Origin of the sequence: Alkalibacillus silvisoli, assembly GCF_039521975.1 — a bacterium.
Taxonomy (GTDB): Bacteria; Bacillota; Bacilli; order Bacillales; family Alkalibacillaceae; genus Alkalibacillus; species Alkalibacillus silvisoli.
Genome location: NZ_BAAACZ010000025.1, coordinates 1 through 20,223, shown reverse-complemented (window position 1 = coordinate 20,223; position 20,223 = coordinate 1). Strand labels below are relative to the sequence as shown.

The following is a 20,223-nucleotide window of genomic DNA, read 5'->3' as shown; positions in this document are numbered from 1 at the left end:
ACAAAGTGATCAAACTTTGGGTCAAAATTAAGTTGCGATTTGGGTCAATTTTGGGTTGCGAAATACAACTAAATTAAATTTTATAGCTGAACTAAAAAATATTCATATCAACTGCACTAAACACTCTGAAAACTTATAAAGCCTGCTCATACCGAATTTAAATCCATAATAAATAAAATTTTAAGCTACTTGAAGTTATACTTCTTTTTATAATAAAGGTATTCTCTCCCCTGCAGCTTATTTAAATGCTTAAACAATTCTTCATAATACTCCTCTTCTGTTGAATGATGTTTAACAATTATTTTGAGCAGTTCTAATCGATGTTTATTATCACTCACTTGATTCAACAGTTCTTCACAGATATCAAGAATTTGGTTTTCTATTTCTCCTACCTTTCTAACAAACCAATCCTCATAGATGAAGCCGTTTATACTTTCAGGCAAATCTTGAAATAGCTTTAATGATTGACTTAACTTTTTTTCTAAGTTGTTTTCAGTTTTTAAATATTCTATTGACTCTTGAAGTCGGAGTATATCAACACTAGGTTCATCAATAAGTGCAATGTTATCACGGTCTATCAAGAAAAAGTCTTTTATAGATTTTTTCGTCGATGCTTCTATCATTTTTTTTATATGATTAAGGGTTACACTTAATTGGTTTCGACCTTTTTGCAAATCGTTTGGCCAAAACAACTCAATCAACTCTTCTCTCTTTACTTTCTTATTACAAATAATATATGTTATAACTTCCATCGATTTTCGTTGGTTCCATTTTCCTTCAACTTTGTTCCCGTTCATAATTAATTCAAAATCACCAATTAGTTTTAACTTAATAGGTTTATCTATTGATTGAAGCTGATTTTTAAATATTACATCTAATTCTTCATGCAACAATTTACTATAGTTGTAATGATTAGTTTCCACACTGTTTTCAAGCGAATTAACAAATAAAGTCAAATATTCAACAAACTGTTTAGGTTGGTCTACCATAAGGGTATTAGATGCCTGTGGTACTATAAAGAATCTACTATTCTCAAAATAATGGTAATACATTACCTGCAGTCTTGGTGGATACAATGGGTCAAATTCTCCTGCCAGAAATAATGTTGGTATATCTAAACTCTTAAATTCTTCAAAATTATACCCAACAATACTTTCAGCACACAAGTTAAAATAAGTTAAATAAGTTTGATAATCCACTTTATTATACATTTTAAGTATTCTTTCAGTTTTCTGTTCCTCAACTGGGTAACAAAGATTAACAACTAAATCCTTAATATTTTTTCTAAACTCGTCATCAGTCCAAAGGTTTCTACGATTAATTTCATTATCTGTAATAGGTTTTGGTGCGTAAATTGGTGTAGAAATAAGTGTCATAGACTTTAGATATGGCTTTTGGTGTTTTGCTAGTTCTATTGCAAAATTGCCCCCCAGTGAATACCCCACTAAATGAACATTTTCAAGCGACAAATAAGACAACAATGATTCTAAGTCTGAAATTAATTCATACCAAGTAAATTGTTCATCTCTAAGTCTTATACTACTTCCTTGACCTCGGAAATCATACCTAAGGATATGAAAGTTCTTACGCAGCAATTCAACTGATTCATCCCAAATTGTTAAATCAAACCCGTTACCATGTGCCAGAAGAAGCGTTTCTGCATTTTCTTTATAACTCTCAATAAATTCATAATTGATAATCACATCATTTAATCTCAAAGTTGCTAACATAATAAAACCTCTTTCAAAACCATAAATTAACATTAAAAGACTTACCAAATTTATTTCATTTTTTTCTAAGTAGAAACAAATACACTTATTAGTCCTCACTATAACTAAAGTACCATAAAACCCTAAATTGTGTAAGATTTTTGTAAGATTTTTGTCGTATTATGGTAAATGTGTGCCATCTCTTTTTCCAAACACCTTCTCAAGTCACTCGAGAAAAATATTGTATAAAAAACAAAAATAATAGGAGGTTATTAAAATTAATAAAAACTTATTAATAATTTTGAGTGCATTAATTGTTATTTCACTAAGTGTTACTGGATTTATTGTTTTTGGAAATAGTGATACTGCAAATGAAGAAGATAAAGAAGACGAGAATGAAGAAATTATTGAAGAAGAGGATGAAGATGAAGAACGCAATGCCGTAGATGAGTATCAAGATGCTGTTGATGAAGTAATTGGTGATGAAGAACTATCAGAGGATGAAATGATTAACACAGGACAATCTCTTTTAGGAAGACATCACGAATTATATTTAGCGAGTAATGAAGAAGAGTTCGAACAAGCATTAGTAGATAGCTATCGTTATCCAGAGGATGTATTAGATGATTTATTCAACTGTTGTTACGAACCCGAAACATATGAAAACTTAGATATTGAATTCACTGATGAAACTGTTTTCCAGACTGGTGTCAATAGATTCGAATATACAGCAACAATAATTTGGACTATTGATGATATTGAAACTGGTGAGCAGTATGAAATCACGGAAAATTTTACATCTGTTATTTCAAAAAAAGATAAGGATGATGAGTTCCTATTTGATAATATGTATGGTGAAAGGCTTGATTAAGTGTATTTATATTTTACAATTATGTAATAAAGCTTTACTAAATCGAAAAAATAGGAGGTTATTAAAATGAATAAAAAGTTATTATTAATTTTGAGTATACTAATTGTTGTTTCACTAAGTGTTACTGGATTTATTGTTTTTGGAAATAGTGATACTGCAAATGAAGAAGAGAAAGAAGACGAGAATGAAGAAATTATTGAAGAAGAGGATGAAGATGAAGAACGCAATGCCGTAGATGAGTATCAAGATGCTGTTGATGAAGCAATTGGTGATGAAGAACTATCAGAGGATGAAATGATAGATACAGCACAGTCTTTGCTTACTAGAACCTATGAAATGTATTTAGCACATAATGAAGAAGAATTTGAACAAGCTATAGCTGATAGTTATCATGATTTTGATGGAGTCATTGATGACTTAAAAGATTGCTGTCTGAATTTAAACACATATGAAAATTTATCTATGGATTTTGAAGACGAATCTGTTAAACAAATATCAAGTAATAGATATGAATATAGTACCACAATGACATCCACACTTAATTTTATCGAAACTGGTGAAGAAAGCGAAGTCACTGAAAATGTTAGTGCTATTATTTCAACACTAGATGATGAAGAAAAGTTTTTAATTGAAAGCATGAACATAGAGCGTATAGATTAAGGCTTTATGAGTTATCATACACGTTTTTGGAGGGATTAAAATGAATAAAAAAATAACACTTTCCCTTATAATTCTAATTGTGACTATACTAGGAATTAGTAGTTTTATGATTTTTGGGAACAGTAATGATTCGACCCAAGAAGAGGATGACGTAACAAATACTGAAGAAACTGTAGCTGAAGAAGAGAAAGAAGACGAAAATGAAGAAATTATTGAAGAAGAGGATGAAGATGAAGAACGCAATGCCGTAGATGAATATCAAGATGCTGTTGATGAAGTAATTGGTGATGAAGAACTATCAGAGGATGAAATGATAGATACAGCACGGTCATTGCTTATTAGACACTATGAAATGTATTTAGCACATAATGAAGAAGAATTTGAACAAGCCGTAGTTGATAGTTATCATGATTTTGATGGAATCATTGATGACTTAAAAGATTGCTGTCTGAATTTAAACACATATGAAAATTTATCTATGGATTTTGAAGATGAATCTGTTAAACAAATATCAAGCAATAGATATGAGTATAGTGCTACAATGACAACAACAGTTAATTTCATTGAAACTGGTGAGGAAAACTCAGTAACTGAAAATGTTAATGCTATTATTTCAAAGATAGATAATGAGGAGAAATTCTTAATTGAAAGTATGAATATAGACCTTATAGATTAAAGAGTATTTGAAGTAAGTATCAAACTAGTTCTCTAATACTTTTAAGGTATAAATCCAAGATGTCACTGAACACTTTGGATAATAGTCATATAGACTCTTTATATTAATTCCAGTCAATAAAGCCTATCCAAGTCAACTGTTGGATAGGCTTTATTGACTTAATTTTTAACTCATTTGTAATGTTAAAATATTGCACTAAACTACTAAATAATAGTAAGGTAATAATCTATTATAACTTCATTTTTCTTTATATTTGAGAAAAAATTAACAAAGTGAATTTGTCGGCATTTTGTCGGCAAAAATGCAACAAAAAGAAAACTCTATAAGTGAAAACAAGTGAAATAACAAATTAGACATGTCTAAAAGCCTTGGTATATATGGATTTGTAATGATTGGAAACAAAATAAAAAGAACAAGAATTATAACACACCCCTTTTTTGACAGGATAGAGGTCATATATATATATTCAATCAATGCAACATCTCATTAAAAATAGAGGATATTAATTATCCTCTATCAATAAAATCTTTTAGATTAAGGTGAAATTACAATTAATGTTTTCAATTATATATTAGGTATCGAATTTCTAACTAATAAACTATCTATTCAGTTCTGAAGCACCCACTTTCTAATATAGTTTTGTAGTTCATTCCACTCCTTACATTCAGTTCCAACGTAATCTTTTTCAATTTCTAACGGTTCTTGAACAAATTCATTTTCTTTTTTGGTTGGTACTTTCCATTCTCCAAAGTCATCCTTTAAATTAAAGCTTTCCACAAGCATAAAATCCACTCTTTTATCTGAATTGTTATTTTCAAAAAAACACCACTTAATACAATCGGTAACTATGACTTTTTTGTTCTTAGTTAAGTGAGAAGCTAATTGTTGTATGGGGTCATTTTTAAGTTTTGCAACAAATTCTGATACATTTTTCCGTTCTTCAGGGTTCTTTACTTCAATTGCTGCAATTGGTTTAGGATTTCTCTCTTCATCATGTTTATTATTATGCCGATACTCTTGGGGTACTAACAATAAATCTGGAGGACCACTCTCCCCAATATAATTGTCTCCGTTGTGTATTTCAGTATTTTTGTTAGCAGAGACATCAGCCACTTGAATATCAGTATTTACTAATAATTTTTCCAATACATCTGTTATGACTACTTGATAATTTTTTTCGAAAGGGTTAATTTTTTTTGTTTTGTCAATACTTTTTACAAACTCTTCAAACGAATATATTTCATCTTCAATATTTTTCATATAATGTTTCCTCATTTCAACGCATTATTAATAACGCCTATTTTATCATACAAAACTTTTTTTATTAATTCATTAGTAAGTTTTAATATTATTACCTGTTTACCAGTCACTTGTGGTACGGTTCATCGTAGTTATTTATGAGGCACAAAACACAAATTAACGAGCTTGAAACTACAAGCTCGTTTTTATTAATATCTATTTTTTCCATTACTACATTTCGTCAGGTGCCTCAATTCCTAAAAGTCTTAATCCTTCTTCAATGACAATTTGAACTGAATGTACAATTGACAATCTTGCTTGTTTTTGATCATGATCATCTAATATACGAACAGATCCATAGTATTTATTAAATGCTTTTGCAATTTCAAGTACATATTTAGCAATTTGGGTAGGATCGTTTCCTTCATAAGCACGTTTAATCGCATCTGGAAATTCATTTAATTTTATTATTATTGTCCACGCCTCTACATCTGTTATATTTACTTTTTCTTTACTTTCCTGATAATCTCCTTTACTTAAAATAGAAGAGGCACGTGCATATGTGTATTGAACATATGGACCTGTTTCACCTTCAAATCTCAACATATCTTCCAAAGAAAATTCAATATCGTTTAAACGGTAGTTTTTTAAGTCATGAAAAATAACAGCACCTGTCCCAACTTGACGAGCAACATTCTCTTTAGAAGCAAGAGTTGGATTCTTCTCTACAATGTTATTCTTAGCAAGATTAATCGCATCATTTAATACGTCTTCTAATAATACAACCTTACCTTTTCGTGTAGACATTTTTCTCCCGTCTTTTAACATCATCCCAAAAGAAACATGTTTAAGTCCCTCGTGCCATTTGTACCCCATCTTATCTAAAACAAGAAAGAGTTGCTTAAAATGAAGTGTTTGTTCATTTCCTACGATATATAATGACTTAACAAATTTGTAAGTATCTTGACGGTAAATGGCGGCCGCTAAATCACGTGTTGCATAAAGAGTAGTTCCATCTCTTTTCTTGATCAAGCAAGGGGGGAAATCATCTTCTATATCAACTACTTTAGCTCCATCAGATTCTTCTAACAAATTCTTTTCTTCCAATAACTGAACCACACTATCCATTTTATCATTATAAAATGCTTCCCCTTGAGTTGAATCAAAGTTCACTCCTAATAGCTCGTATATTTTGGAAAACTCTTGTAATGATTCATCCCTAAACCATCTCCATAGTTCTAAGGCTTCCTCATCCCCATCTTCTAACTTCTTAAACCATTGTCTCCCTTGATCATTCAATTTTTCATCCTGTTCTGCCTCATCATGAAAACGAACATACAACTTTAACAGCTCTTTGATCGGATTCTCTTTTACCTTTTGTTCATCCCCCCACATTTTATAAGCAACAATTAATTTCCCAAACTGGGTCCCCCAATCACCCAAATGATTGATTCTGATTGAACGATAGCCAACTTTTTCCGAAATTAGTGCTAATGCGTTTCCAATAACCGTTGAGCGTAAGTGCCCCATTGAAAAAGGTTTAGCAATATTAGGGGATGAAAAGTCAATCGTGATTACCTCTTTATTTCCAATGTTTATATCCCCATATTTTTCTTTATTCGAAATAACTTTATTAACAATTAAAGATGATGCTTCTTCTTTATTTAAAAAAACATTAACATAACCATTTACTGCTTCAACATTTTGAAATATGTTAGGCAAAGTAATTTCCTTTGTCAGTTCAAGTGCAATGTCATGAGGAGGTTTTCGGAAAATTTTAGCTAATTCAAAACAAGGAAACGCCAAATCACCCATATTGTCGTATTTTGGTTTTTCAATCATGCTATTTAACTTACTTTTGTCCAAATGATCTTTTAATTGGTCATACAGGACATCAATAAAAGCATTTTTATAATTCATTTCTAATTCCTCCTAAATTAAAAACTCCCGTCTCTTTTCTTTTGAAAAGAGACGGGAGTTCAATTGGCCCGTGGTACCACTCTACTTGTTTTTTAAAAACCACTCAATTTGATAACGAGGTTCACCCCGACTCACCCTACTTACTCATGTTCAGGCAAGCATCTACAAAGTGCGGTTCATTATTTGATCCTTGACCAGGCTCTCACCATCCCTGATTCGCTTTGCTTTCACAAATAACTACTCTCTTTGTCATTGAATTTTAAACATGTATTTTAGACTATTATATCCATTAATTAAAAAAAATCAATACCTAATTATTTTTCCAAGAGTTAAACCCATCTCACCATGGTTGACCGCCTTACATAATACGTGTTTGCCTCTATTTATGGTAAGGCTCTCCGTAGCTTTTCTAACCATATCGAACTGGTAATAAAAGGGGAAATCTGTTTACATTGTTCAATTCACTATTTTTTCGACGACCTTTTGTTTAATCGCAATAATTAGGAAAATTAAAAGACCGTAAACTGCCAACACGACTATCAGACATTGTATAAGGAATGCAAGGTCCGGAGAAAAAAGACCTAATGTCTTCCAAGAAATCCCCATACTTAATGTAAATAATGGAATGAATCCTACAGCGATTAAAACGTGAAGAACACCAATTGGAACCCAAACTATTTTATTTATATTTTTTTTACGTTTCAAACGAATTAAACTTATAGAGAAAATAATGGATAATAACAATATCACACTAAGCGCAATCCACTGGGTACTAACGTTTAGCGGAATTAACTCTGGTTTTTCACCTTTTATAATGGATCGAATTCCCTCCATCATACTTAAATAAGCAACCGCTTCTAATTCATGGTATTTATTCGTCAAAAGAACAGCACCTAGATCTTCTTCAGGCATAAAGAAGATTTCAGATCTATATTCTGACGTTGCACCAGTATGATAGGGATATCTATTATCGTTTTTAGAGAAATGCCAGCCTAATCCATATCGTTGATCGCTTTCTGGTGGCATACGTAATTGTTTTAAGCTTTGCTCATTTATTAGTTCTCCCCCATAAAGCATGAATTCTATAAACTTAATAAGGTCACTGGAGGTTGAGGTCATATAACCATACGGCGCTCCCGAATGATCATACCATCCATCTCCTTTAACAGGTTTGCCAAACCATGAATGATAACCGGGTACAAACCCTTTTTCAATCGCGCTTTCATAGTCAGCAGTAGTGTTTTTCATAGCAAGAGGAGAAAATATACGGTTATCCATAAAGGATGAGAATGTTTGATTAGACACCTCTTCAATAATAGCTCCTAAAAGCAGATAGTTGGCTGAGTTATATTCATATATCTCTTCAGGATCATGACTTAACTTTACTCCGCTTAGTTCTTTAACAGCTTGAGTGATACCATTTTCTTTATCACGATCCTGTTGATCTGTCACTTTCAGCCCCTCATAAGCACTAATCCCACTTGTTTGTTCTAATAGATGACGTACTGTTATTGATTTTTTACTATCGGTTTGATAGGTAAACCAAGGGATATAAGTATCTATTGGTTCATCTAGCTTTATTTTTCCTTCTTCTACTAACACCATAATTCCAAGAGATGTTAAAGGCTTACTTACCGAACCTATTAGAAAAGAAGTTTCTTCACTGACAGGTGAACCGTCACTCATTATCCCCCAGCTATCTTGAAAGATAGTATTACCGTTATGTACGACTGCTAACGTAGCACCAGGAATATTATATTCCTCCAGTGCCTTATTCATAAAAGTTTTGATTTGATAAGAAGTATTACTCTCTTCAACTGCAAAAGTATGGGAAGTAGTGAAGAGCAATAAGGCAAATAAAATTAATACTATTTTTTTCAAATGATTTCATCCTTATTCTATTTATAGTATTTTAATAAGCTTCAATCAGAATCAGACTTATTTATATAAAGCTCAAGAAGTTCGGTTAATAGTCTATATGGTTGGTCAATATCAAATTGATCATCAACAATTTTCTGTAGTGCCAGCCCATCAAAACAAGCCAATAATATACTCGAAAGTGCATATGCATCTTGAGAATTACCTACTATGTGTTGCATAGGCTCGGACAGACTCTTTCTCCCATCTTTTAGAATAGACTCTACTTGCTTTTCAAGATGACCTCCTTTATCTTTTATCCCTAAAGAATAAATTTCATATCTCCAACGATACCAATCCGGATTCCTTTCTGCCCTGGTTTTAATTTCATGTAAAACTTCCTCCAGGCTTACTGAGTCTCCTGGATGTCCGTCATATTTCCTTTGGTAATAGGTTTGGACTTCCTGTTGTACAGAAAGCAAAAGTTCCTCTTTATTTTTAAAATAATAATGAACAAGTCCGGTTGTTATATTTGCTTCATTTGCGATATCCTTTATAGAAGCATTCAGATATCCTTTTTTAACAAATACATTGTAGGCAGCATCAATCAATAGTTTTCTTTTATCCTGTTTACTCATTCGACTCCCCTCCTTGTTTAATTGGTTGACCAACCAAATTATATTAACAGTATTTAAATAAGTCAATTATTATACAGAAATTAACCTCACCATAATACTTTAACGTATCTCTTGAAACGCTTTAAAAAGTAGCTACTTGTCCAATGTATACATAATTTTCGCCCTATCATTGTTTTGAGATAAAAAGTAATTTAGTAACTTTTATATTGCCATCAACTCAATCAACCATCATCCTCATCCCTTGTTTTCATACAGCTTTTTAATGGTGTTCATTTCAATAGTTATCTCTATATTTTGCTTTACCATCACTTGTGGTAAGGTTCATTCCTAACGATCCTAAACCCTCGATATAACTGCTCCAACAAAATCAACCGCATCAATTGATGTGGATAAGTCATTTTGCTAAACGAGATCGCATAGTCACTTCGTTGTTTGACTTCATCGCTTAAGCCAAGTGAACCACCAATGACAAAAGCGATCTTACTCTTGCCATACGTAGCTAAGTCGTCCATTTTCTTAGCAAAGGCTTCTGAGGTTAATTGCTTGCCTTCGATTTCAAGTGTGATGACATATGTATCTGTGGATATCTTTGTTAATATTTTCTCGCCTTCTTTGTTTTTCACCGCTTCTTCTTCCGCTTCACTCATATTGTCTGGTGCTTGTTCATCTGGTACTTCCTCTATTTTCACCTTGGCATATTTGCTAAGCCGCTTCATATATTCATCAATACCTTGCTTTAAGTATTTCTCTTTTAATTTTCCGACTGAGACAATTGTGATGTTCATTGCACACACCTCCATCTCCCCTTAGTATATCTTAAGCTTAGATCACAATAAAACCCTGGCTAAATTTAACCAGGGGCTATCATCCATCCCGCTTCTTGCATTTACCGAGCGTTTCAATGGCTGTATGACTTTAGAGTAATTTTAAAAACTATAATGTTGAACGTTACTTGTTGATCTATAGTCAAATTCTTAGTCAGAATCATTTGATCTACATAAAATCGCTGTTACCATTCTTAAAATTCGTTTTTGGTTATAGGCCATAAATTAATTTTATTAACTATAAAACAGCTTTTATGTCTCATATTGTATCAAATATTCGTCTTTTTATAAGCGGTGAATCAAGATAAACTAAAAGCTATTTAAATCAATGGCGGTTTTATAAGCTTTTATTTGTACACAAGTTATGAACATATTCTGTTTATAACTTGTTTATCTACAGGTTTTCAACATCATTTATGGGGAAAAGTCCTATTTGTCCACATTTTTATTAACATATCAACATACGTTCGTGCTATATTTAGATTGAAATTTAGAATTATACACTATATATGCTTTTAACTAAATTTATTACCCACATATTGTGCATAAGTATCTTAATAATGTGTATAACTCCCTGTTCCCGAACATTAAAAAAGACTTACCCACAGTGTGAGTAAGTCTTAATTCCAGTTAGAACTCTTGTGATGTTAAGGTTAGAGTTGTTTCATGCAACTCTCCATTTCGATAAAATGTTAATTCGAGTTCATCACCTGGATTGGTTTCATTATATAAATACTGTCTCAATTCATAGACGTTATCGATTTCTTCTCCGTTCATCTCTATGACCACATCATATTGTTCTAATCCTGCTTGGTCTGCTGGAGATACTGTTTCAACAGAAGCTACTAATACACCACTGTCTACATCACTTGGTAAGTTTAATGTGTTTTGTAAGTGGTATTGTGCAACATCTGATAATGAATACGGAGAAATGCCTAAGTAAGAACGGGTTACAGCACCTTGTTGTTCTAGTTCTTCCATGATCGGACTTGCCATATCGATTGGAATTGCGAATCCTAGCCCTTCTAGCTGAGGCGATGCGATTTTCATCGAGTTAATTCCGATTAGCTCTCCTTCCATATTCACAAGGGCACCACCAGAGTTACCTGGGTTAATGGCTGCATCGGTCTGGATAACTTCCATTTGCCAATCAATTATACCATTTTGGGTAAAGTCAATTGGAATTAATCGATCTTTACCGCTAATAATCCCTTGTGTAACAGAGCCTGCAAATTGTAGGCCTAATGGGTTACCAATGGCTAAAACAGGCTCACCTACGTTTATCGTTTCAGATTGACCAAGCTCAATCACTTGATCTACAAACGTATCCTCTACTCTAAGGACAGCTAAGTCTGAATACATGTCTCCACCAATTACTTCTGCTTCGATTTGTTCTTCTTCTGAGAAAACGACTTCGACTTGATCAGCACCTTCAATAACATGATAGTTCGTTACAATATAGGCCATTCCATCTGTATGTTTATAGACGACGCCTGATCCTGTCGGTGCATTATCTGGGTCTTGTTCCATTTGTTGACCAAATATGTTTTGATCTTGAATGTTAACTACTCCAACAACAGCATCTGAAACGTCATCCACAATTTCTGTCGTTTGTGATTGAACATCTACTTCTATATTTCGCTGTTCACCAGTTGCTTCATCGTTTTCATTTTCATCTACAGTGCCTGCATTTTGATTTGTATTATTAGATAGGACATCTGTGTCAGAGAAAATGGATAATGCAAAAAGCATGATCGCTGAACCTATAATCGCCCCAACAATCGCTACAAACCAAGGTCTACTTTTTTTTGATTTTTTTGGCTTCATATGGTCATCATAATAACCCATTTAGAACACCTCACTCATTCTTAATCTTTAAAGATGTAAAATAGGTGTCGGCTTTACAGGGCTTGTACTTTCTAACTGCAAAGCCTCTCCTACAGGAAATCCATTTTCCTTCAGTTTCTGCTCTACACTCATTTGAGCTAAATCAACCATATTGTTATCTTGGCTTAAATGACCTAAATATATTTTTTTAGTTTGATCACCAATGACATCCATCATAGCTAAAGCAGCGTCATCATTTGAAACATGCCCTAAATCACTTAATATTCTACGCTTTACATTCCATGGATATTTCCCCATTTGTAACATACCCACATCATGATTAGTTTCAAACAATAAAGCATCAGCATTTTCAATTGTCTTTTTCATACGCTCAGACACATAGCCTGTATCTGTTAACATCGCAACTTTCTTTCCTTCATAATGAAACACATAAAACATTGGCTCTAAAGCATCATGGGATACACCAAAGCTTTCAATATCAAGTCCAGAGAAACTCTTTACTGTTTCTATTTCAAATTCAAACTTTTGATCTGTTGGTATTTTACCAATTGCGTTCTCCATAGCTTGCCACGTTTTCGCATTGGCATAAATCGGAATTTGATACCTTCTTGCCATAATGCCTAATCCTTTTATGTGGTCACTGTGTTCATGTGTCACTAATATTCCACCTAGGTCATGTGGGGAAACATCCACTTCTTGTAACAGGCTTTCGATTCTTTTACCACTTAAGCCAGCGTCTACTAACAATTTCGTATTATTAGTCCCTATATAAAAAGCATTACCCGAACTGCTTGATGCTAGTACACTAAAATGTAAACTCATTCATTCTCACTCCAAAAACAATTCCTCAACTTGATAATCTAAAATACGAGAGATTGCTTGGACAAATTCCTCTTCCTCGTTTGGAATTAACTGCCCTTCAATCGCATTAACAAAATAACTATCCTCATCATTAATCGTAATTTTCCAAGTTGGTGTAAAGATTTGTCGTCCTTCTTCTACTAACGTATGATAGCCTAAGCTCATAGCTGTAACTTCATCTTGGCTTTGTAACACATTAGAGTATAATACTTCAATCGCATTTATTGGATCTAGCACAGTTTGCTCTTCACTTTGAACAATTGGCTCATCAAGAAGCCTTTGCCCATAGTAAACCGCTTCACCATCTTCATTCAGCTTAACAGCTAATAACCCAGAGTTGTTAAAGAAGATTTGACGGTCATTTTGTACTTGGAAAAACAAGAGCAATTCATCACCATACTCACCCCAAAGCTCATATTGATCACCTTGATAAATATTACCTAGTAACCCTTCGTACTCATCGTTAATTTCAATAGGTTCATCAAAAACACCTATAATAGTGTCATCGTTTAGTAAATTTATTTGTTGGTGATCAAAGGACTCTTCTAACTCTTCTATATCATCATCATTAAACTCATACGTAGAAGATGAAATGTAAACTTCCCTTTCTCCGCGTTCTGGTAAATCACCAATTTCTATTTCTTGTGCTTCTAATTGGTCTTCGAAACTCGTTTGCGCCAACATTTCAAGATTAGTTTCGCTAATTTTCTCTAAAAATTGTTGTGCTAAAAACACATTTAATATGAGAAAACTAATGATGAACAGTGTCTTTATTTGTCCCCACTGCATCTTAACCATCCTCCTTGAAGGCAACGCGGTCTTCAAAATAACTTAAAGGACGCCAAGTACCTACGTATTTCACAAACCACGTTGGTTCTAAAAAGGTGACAGTATTTGAAACACCTTGGTCTTCTACCACTTCATAGCCGATTTTTATATCTTCTATTAACGACATGGAGAGTTCATCTGAGCTATTTACTAAATAGTTATATACTGACACTCCTGATTGTAATTCAACTCGTTCTCCTTCAGGAAGTGGGTCTGTGATTTTGAATAATGGCCTTGATAACGATTGTAACTCTTGTTGTCCCCACACTTGCACCATCGTCATAAAATCATCTGAATCAAATACAGGAATTCCTTTATAATGAATTCTATAATTAATCGTACTATTATCCCGATCGAGAGTATCTAAGCGGTAATCATCCGTCCAACCATGATGATCATTCGTATATTCGAGACTTCTTAACATCAATTCACGGCGACTCGTTGGCTCTAACGGCTCTAAAGTAGACGGCTTATTATAAGTTAAAAATTGATTCGAGTTAAAAACATCAACAAGGGTTAAAAGCCTTGTTCCATCTGTATAATACTCCTCATGCTGACTTTCAGCATTTTGTTGACGAACTAATGCTGGGTTACTAAATAGAACATTAATTAAAGGCTGTTCATTAAGGTCTTCAGTAAACACTGTTTGTTCTGGTACTTCCACTTGTTCATTAGTTAAATAAATATAACTTTGATCTTCATTGGTCTCTAAATCGACTCGATCTAGAGTAATCACATCAGCACGGTTAAAGAACTCTTCAATATATTCATAAGCACTAACCGACTCAATTACTCCGTTCAGAACTTCTTCTTCACCATCTGAGGTGAAACTAACTTGAATTCTTTCCTCTGAACCTTGTGTTAATTGAAAGAAGACGCGATTAAAAGTACGATTGGGATTCCATTCGTAATTGAACTCATCAATTTGAAAGATTTGATCAATCAACACCATTGGAATCTCCTCTTGGAACACTAATTCCATATTCGGTGACCAAACTCCCCAAGAACCACTAGAAGGACGTTCATCAATGTTTGAAAAGTCCCACTCTGTTATTTCAGCAAATAAATCCATTTCCAATTCTTTTGTAGGTAACTTCGAATATTGCCTTGAATCATTAAATACGATTTGTTTTGGGTGAACAACATGGCCAAAGTTCCGTTGTTCACCATCTAACTCTGTTTCCTCTAGATAAGTGGTCTGATCTAATTCTTCATATTCAGGCTGATAGGTCCAAAGAGCTAGAGTTAAAAATAAGCTTGAACAGACTAAAGCGATTAGGATAACACTTTTTATCGTTTCTTTATTCATGATGATCGCCCCCGTTTCTTACGCATCAAAGGCAAGCTAAACGAGATTGTGGTCCCTTTACCTTCTCGACTTTCTGCCCAAATCTTACCGTCATGGGCTTCAATTAATTCTTTTGCAATCGCTAAACCTAATCCAGTCCCACCTAGTTGTCTTGTTCTAGCTTTGTCAACTCGGTAGAAGCGATCAAAAACCTTTTCTAAGTTTTCTTGAGGGATCCCTACTCCTTCATCTGAAACCTTAGTTAATATATGATGCCGTTCTATATTAACCGTCACATTAATTTCCCCACCTTCAGGTGAATACTTAATAGCATTTGAGATAATATTATCTAGTACTTGTGTTAATTTATCTGAATCCATCCATACATAGCAACGGTCTTTGGGTAGTACACGTTTTAGGGATAAACCTTCTTTTAAATTTAACGAGAAACGATCTATAATTTGGTCAATATACTCGATATATTCCACTCGCTCTTTTTGTAATAAATAGTCTTTATTATCCATTTTAGATAATTGTAAAAGGTCATTAACGAGTCGAATCATTCTTTCTGATTCATTTTGAACGACATTTAAAAACTTAGGAGCAATCGTCTCGTCTTTCCAAGTCGTACCTTCTGTTAATGCTTCTAAGTAACTTCTCATGGTTGTAAGTGGTGTTCGTAATTCATGTGACACATTAGCAACAAACTCACGACGTTCCCTTTCAACACGTTCTTCTTCAGTAACGTCACTAATCACGGTAAGAAAGCCGTTCATTTCTTCTGCTTCATCCTGGATTGCAGAAAAGTTAGCTTTAAGAAGTAGCTCATGATCATCTTCAGTATAATCAATGATAGTACTACCAATTTCCTTAATTTCTTCTAAACTATTCACATGCGTATGTAGACCTAAAACATCTATTAATGGTTGACCTTGAACTTCTATATAATTTTTTCCGATTAAATTGGCTGCCGGCTCATTCATCAAAATAATATCGCCATAATCATCTGTTGCAATCACACCATCTGTCATATTCGATAATACTGAACTTAACTTGCGACGTTCACCTTCAGTTGTTGCTTGAGCCAATTGCAATTGATCATTTAAGTCGTTAAAGCTTATAGCTAGTTGTCCAATCTCATCTTCACCATAAACATTTACCTTATTAGAGTAGTCTCCTGTTGCCATCACCTTTGCTTGTTTACGCATTTCTGTAATAGGTCTAGTAATCGTTCTTGCAACTAATATTCCAAGTAAAGCAGATACTGTAATAGCTAGTACTGTTCCGTTTGCGAATATACGGTTAATATCATTTAATTGCGTATAAACCCCTTCCATTGATGCTTCTAAAGAAAGGGCGCCTATAATATCGCCTTCACTCTCAACTGGTGTAGAGATCACTAACGTTCTATGGCCATTTTGTGGGTTATAAACAACGTTCTCCTCACGATTACCTGCTGATAAAGCACGCTGAATTCTCGGCTCAGTCGTACGATTCCCAATATTGACTCGATCGAATTGATTCGTTGTTCCTAAAACACGATTATTATGATCGATGACTTGAATTTCTGTAATATCATCAGAATCCAAGTCAAAGATAATAGAGCGGACGTCTTGTTCGATCGTTGGTGAATCTTCATCACGTTCTTCAGATAAAGCTTGTTCAAGGTTATAATTTAATAATTCCACACGTTCGCTAATCGACTCTGTAAAGTTCTCTAATAGTTGTGTTTCTAATTGCCTAGCAAAATAAGCACCAATTACTTGAATAGCAATTAGTAATAACAAAATATAAATGATAATAAACTTTAGCTGAATCGATTTTATAAAGCTTTTCAGCCTGCTCATTTAATCTACTCCTGCTCTGGGTTTCTTAAGTAATAGCCGACTCCTCTTCGTGTGACAATCCAATTCGGGTTACTTGGGTTTTCTTCAATCTTTTCTCTTAACCTTCGTACAGTAACGTCCACTGTGCGAACATCACCGTAATAATCATAACCCCAAACTGTTTCTAACAAGTGCTCTCTTGTCATAACTTGTTCCATATGTTTAGCCAAGTATAGTAGCAATTCAAATTCACGGTGAGTTAGATCAACTGGTTCACCATTTCTTGTAACGGAATAGTTTTCACGGTTAATTTCTAATCCACCAATTTTCAAATTAGGAATAGATGTAGGGTGTTCTTGTTCTTCTGTTCCGCGGCGTCTTAGATTCGCTTTAACTCGTGCTACTAACTCTCGATTACTAAACGGTTTGGTCACATAATCATCAGCTCCTAGCTCTAAGCCAAGAACTTTATCTATTTCAGAATCTTTCGCAGTTAACATAATGATCGGGATTTGGTAATCTTTACGTATTTCACGACAGACTTCCATACCATCTTTCTCAGGAAGCATAATATCTAATAATATTAAGTCTGGTTCTTCTTGTTTCGTTAGTTTTATTGCTTCATTACCATCATAAGCACATATGACGTCATAACCTTCTTTTTCAAGATTAAATTTTAATATATCTGCAATTGGTTCTTCATCATCAACGACTAAAATTGTATATTTCATTGACTGACACCATCCTTACATTTGTCTTATTTATATTTTATCTTAACTTAAGCAAAATGTCTTATCATAGACAACTTTATAGAGGCTTAATATAATGTTCGAGAAGCAAACAATTTTTCCCTACTTTTTTAGCCATTTTCCTTTCATTTGTATAACAAAACCTCTAGCTAAAGCTAGAGGTTTGATATTTATTAACGAATGTATGGACCTGGGTCAACTGTAGATCCATTTCTTTCAACTTCAAAGTGTAAATGTACGCCAGTAGAGTTACCTGTAGATCCCATTTGTCCAAGTGTCTCACCTTGCTTGACAGTTTGTCCAACATTGACATCAATAGATGATAAATGAGCATATAATGTTCGATAACCATTATTGTGATCAATAATAACTCTATTTCCATGACCACCTGAATGGTAACCAGCTTCAACAACAACCCCATTATCAGCAGCTAAGATCGAACGATTACTTACACCCGCAATATCAATTCCATTATGATGTGACCCCCATCTAGGGCCATAAGTACTTGTAACTGTACCTCCTACTGCTGGCCAACTAAAGTCACCCGAGCCTCGAGAAGAAATTTCTTTAGTTCCTTCTTTAATGATTTCATCACGTGGTTCCTCAGTAACTTCTTCTTCAATCTTATTACGTTCAATTTCTTCACCGTTATGCATCGAAATTTCATAAGTTACTTCTTTAGAACCTTCAGAACCTGATTGAGAAACCTCAGATTCACCTTTATATAAAGAGTCAGTCTGTTCAGTAACCGTATCATAATCAATGGATTGTTCTTCAGTTACTTTTTCTGTATAAGACACTTCTACTAGCGAACTTAGTCCTGTTACATTTAATTCATCGCCAACTCTTATAATGCTATCGTCTTCTAAATCTGGATTTAAATCAATTAATTCATCGGTACTTAAATCGTGATCTTGTGCCACAGTACTTAACACTTCACTATCTTGAACTTCGTGTTTTTGTTCTGTTACTGTTCCACGCTCAATTAATTTCGCTAGTTGATCAACTTCTAATAATTCATGTGATTCAACTGCTACTTCAGAAAATGTAACATTTTCAGTAAATCCGACGTCTAATACTATAGATTCATCTTCTAATTCAATTGTTTGCTGATAAAAAAGCTCATCAAGATCTTCTTCTGTCGTTTCAATAACTTCTGTTTCGAACATGTTTTGTGGTAATAGGTCGATTAAATCAATAGACTCATCAACATCCACATCATCAAACTGTTCTACTAGTAAGGTGATTTCTTCATCTACACCATCTGGTAGATAATCTGTAATAACTTGATTAACAGCTTGATTAGCTTTATCTAAATCTTGAACATAACCAATATGTTCACCATCTACTTTAAGCTCTATAGCTGCGGCATCGAATGTTAAGGACTCTTCAAGTATTTCCTTAACCTCATCTACATCTGTATTCGCTGTAAAAACAAACTCTTCAATAAACTCAATTTCTTGAGAAGGAACTAAGGTTAGATCTTCACCTTCAGTCTCTTTTGCTTCTTCAGCTTTTTCATCTATGAAACTTTGAACCTCATCTTCATCTGAAACAGTTCCGATGTGTTCATTATCTACATAAACATGATATATATTTGATAGATGGTCATCCGAAGAATCTGCGTATGCAGTCCCGACTAACAATCCTGTACCAATCACTGATGTCACGATCACTTTTTTGGTAAGCGAACCCTTAAAAGGTTTACTTAGCTTTTGAACGCTATCTGACATTAACTTTTTCAAGTTAACCAATCTCTTTTCCCCCAAATTCTATTCTCTCTATCTCTATTTTTTAGTCTATTATTCCTATACTTTTTAACTCACATCTAACAATCTACCACACATACATATAAGAAATAAACCTATGTTACGAAGTTGTAATCAAAATGTATAGAAGTTAGTAATATTTTGAAATAAATAAGCAAAACATGGTGCAGGTGCCTACATATTTCGACTTTACTAGCTAAAAATGAGCATAAAAAATACACAGTTTTACTTTAACTGTGTTAATGAAATGGTGGCTCGGGACGGAATCGAACCGCCGACACACGGATTTTCAGTCCGTTGCTCTACCGACTGAGCTACCGAGCCATATAAATATTAAATTTTATTGTATAATTCACGCTTACTTGTGAGACTTCACTGTGCTCACAGACTTAGATTACTCTTTGATGCTTGCTTGCTCGCAAAGCTACATGGATGTTATTCTCTGACGTTTACGCTTAGCTACCGAGCCATAAGTATTATTAATATTGTTGTATAATTCACGCTTACTTGTTAGACTTCTCTGTGCTCACAGACTTAGCTTACTCTTGATGCTTGCTTGCTCGCAAAGCTACATGGATGTTATTCTCTGACGTTTACGCTTAGCTACCGAGCCATAAGTATTATTAATATTGTTGTATAATTCACGCATACTTGTGAGAC

Annotated in this window: 16 protein-coding genes, 1 tRNA gene and 1 other annotated feature; of the genes, 3 read left to right on the top strand and 14 right to left on the bottom strand. The window is 33.8% G+C overall.

All coding sequences use genetic code 11. The features are described 5' to 3' along the window. Positions 1 to 185 precede the first annotated feature (185 nt). Positions 186 to 1,730, bottom strand: coding sequence for an alpha/beta fold hydrolase (locus ABDZ63_RS13315; RefSeq protein WP_343784256.1), 1,545 nt, complete (start codon positions 1,728 to 1,730; stop codon positions 186 to 188). A gap of 280 nt (positions 1,731 to 2,010) precedes the next feature. On the opposite strand from ABDZ63_RS13315, the gene ABDZ63_RS13310 reads away from it, so the two are divergent. The 3 genes from ABDZ63_RS13310 (at position 2,011) to ABDZ63_RS13300 (ending at position 3,916) form a co-directional block, all read left to right on the top strand. Next, the gene (locus ABDZ63_RS13310; RefSeq protein ID WP_343784254.1) at positions 2,011 to 2,580 is read left to right on the top strand and encodes a hypothetical protein; all 570 of its coding nucleotides are present in this window, start codon (positions 2,011 to 2,013) and stop codon (positions 2,578 to 2,580) included. Between the two features lie 66 nt (positions 2,581 to 2,646). Beyond that, positions 2,647 to 3,240 carry a hypothetical protein gene (locus ABDZ63_RS13305; protein ID WP_343784252.1) on the top strand — a complete coding sequence of 198 codons (594 nt, stop codon included), beginning with the start codon at positions 2,647 to 2,649 and terminating at the stop codon, positions 3,238 to 3,240. 40 nt (positions 3,241 to 3,280) lie between these two features. After that, positions 3,281 to 3,916, top strand: coding sequence for a hypothetical protein (locus tag ABDZ63_RS13300; protein ID WP_343784250.1), 636 nt, complete (start codon positions 3,281 to 3,283; stop codon positions 3,914 to 3,916). A gap of 606 nt (positions 3,917 to 4,522) precedes the next feature. Here the strand turns inward: ABDZ63_RS13300 and ABDZ63_RS13295 are convergent. The 13 genes from ABDZ63_RS13295 to ABDZ63_RS13235 all read right to left on the bottom strand — a co-directional run bounded on the left by ABDZ63_RS13295 (position 4,523) and on the right by ABDZ63_RS13235 (position 19,887). Beyond that, the gene (locus ABDZ63_RS13295) at positions 4,523 to 5,176 is read right to left on the bottom strand and encodes a hypothetical protein (RefSeq protein WP_343784249.1); all 654 of its coding nucleotides are present in this window, start codon (positions 5,174 to 5,176) and stop codon (positions 4,523 to 4,525) included. A 210-nt stretch (positions 5,177 to 5,386) separates the two neighbouring features. Beyond that, positions 5,387 to 7,075: an arginine--tRNA ligase gene (gene argS, locus ABDZ63_RS13290; RefSeq protein WP_343784247.1), complete on the bottom strand. Its 1,689-nt coding sequence runs from the start codon at positions 7,073 to 7,075 to the stop codon at positions 5,387 to 5,389. Positions 7,076 to 7,119: 44 nt separating this feature from the next. Next, positions 7,120 to 7,337 (bottom strand) — a binding site (T-box leader). 194 nt (positions 7,338 to 7,531) lie between these two features. Beyond that, the gene (locus tag ABDZ63_RS13285; RefSeq protein WP_343784245.1) at positions 7,532 to 8,956 is read right to left on the bottom strand and encodes a serine hydrolase domain-containing protein; all 1,425 of its coding nucleotides are present in this window, start codon (positions 8,954 to 8,956) and stop codon (positions 7,532 to 7,534) included. Between the two features lie 41 nt (positions 8,957 to 8,997). Next, on the bottom strand, positions 8,998 to 9,570 hold the full coding sequence (locus tag ABDZ63_RS13280; protein ID WP_343784243.1) for a TetR/AcrR family transcriptional regulator: 573 nt from the start codon (positions 9,568 to 9,570) through the stop codon (positions 8,998 to 9,000). 305 nt (positions 9,571 to 9,875) lie between these two features. Further along, positions 9,876 to 10,355, bottom strand: a complete 480-nt coding sequence (gene rlmH, locus ABDZ63_RS13275; RefSeq protein WP_343784241.1) for a 23S rRNA (pseudouridine(1915)-N(3))-methyltransferase RlmH — start codon at positions 10,353 to 10,355, stop codon at positions 9,876 to 9,878. Between the two features lie 669 nt (positions 10,356 to 11,024). Then, positions 11,025 to 12,242, bottom strand: coding sequence for a S1C family serine protease (locus ABDZ63_RS13270; RefSeq protein WP_343784239.1), 1,218 nt, complete (start codon positions 12,240 to 12,242; stop codon positions 11,025 to 11,027). 27 nt (positions 12,243 to 12,269) lie between these two features. Next, the gene (locus tag ABDZ63_RS13265) at positions 12,270 to 13,064 is read right to left on the bottom strand and encodes an MBL fold metallo-hydrolase (protein WP_343784237.1); all 795 of its coding nucleotides are present in this window, start codon (positions 13,062 to 13,064) and stop codon (positions 12,270 to 12,272) included. A 6-nt stretch (positions 13,065 to 13,070) separates the two neighbouring features. Further along, positions 13,071 to 13,892 (bottom strand): two-component system regulatory protein YycI, encoded by an 822-nt coding sequence (locus tag ABDZ63_RS13260; RefSeq protein ID WP_343784235.1) that lies wholly within the window; start codon positions 13,890 to 13,892, stop codon positions 13,071 to 13,073. Between the two features lies 1 nt (position 13,893). Further along, positions 13,894 to 15,240 (bottom strand): YycH family regulatory protein, encoded by a 1,347-nt coding sequence (locus tag ABDZ63_RS13255; protein WP_343784233.1) that lies wholly within the window; start codon positions 15,238 to 15,240, stop codon positions 13,894 to 13,896. After that, positions 15,237 to 17,066, bottom strand: coding sequence for a cell wall metabolism sensor histidine kinase WalK (walK, locus tag ABDZ63_RS13250; protein ID WP_343784230.1), 1,830 nt, complete (start codon positions 17,064 to 17,066; stop codon positions 15,237 to 15,239). Before walK ends, ABDZ63_RS13255 begins: the two co-directional genes overlap by 4 nt. 5 nt (positions 17,067 to 17,071) lie before the next feature. Further along, positions 17,072 to 17,776 (bottom strand): response regulator YycF, encoded by a 705-nt coding sequence (gene yycF, locus ABDZ63_RS13245; RefSeq protein WP_343784228.1) that lies wholly within the window; start codon positions 17,774 to 17,776, stop codon positions 17,072 to 17,074. Positions 17,777 to 17,967: 191 nt separating this feature from the next. Further along, positions 17,968 to 19,548, bottom strand: coding sequence for a peptidoglycan DD-metalloendopeptidase family protein (locus ABDZ63_RS13240; RefSeq protein WP_343784226.1), 1,581 nt, complete (start codon positions 19,546 to 19,548; stop codon positions 17,968 to 17,970). A 263-nt stretch (positions 19,549 to 19,811) separates the two neighbouring features. Next, positions 19,812 to 19,887 (bottom strand) — tRNA-Phe (locus ABDZ63_RS13235). Positions 19,888 to 20,223: the final 336 nt, after the last annotated feature.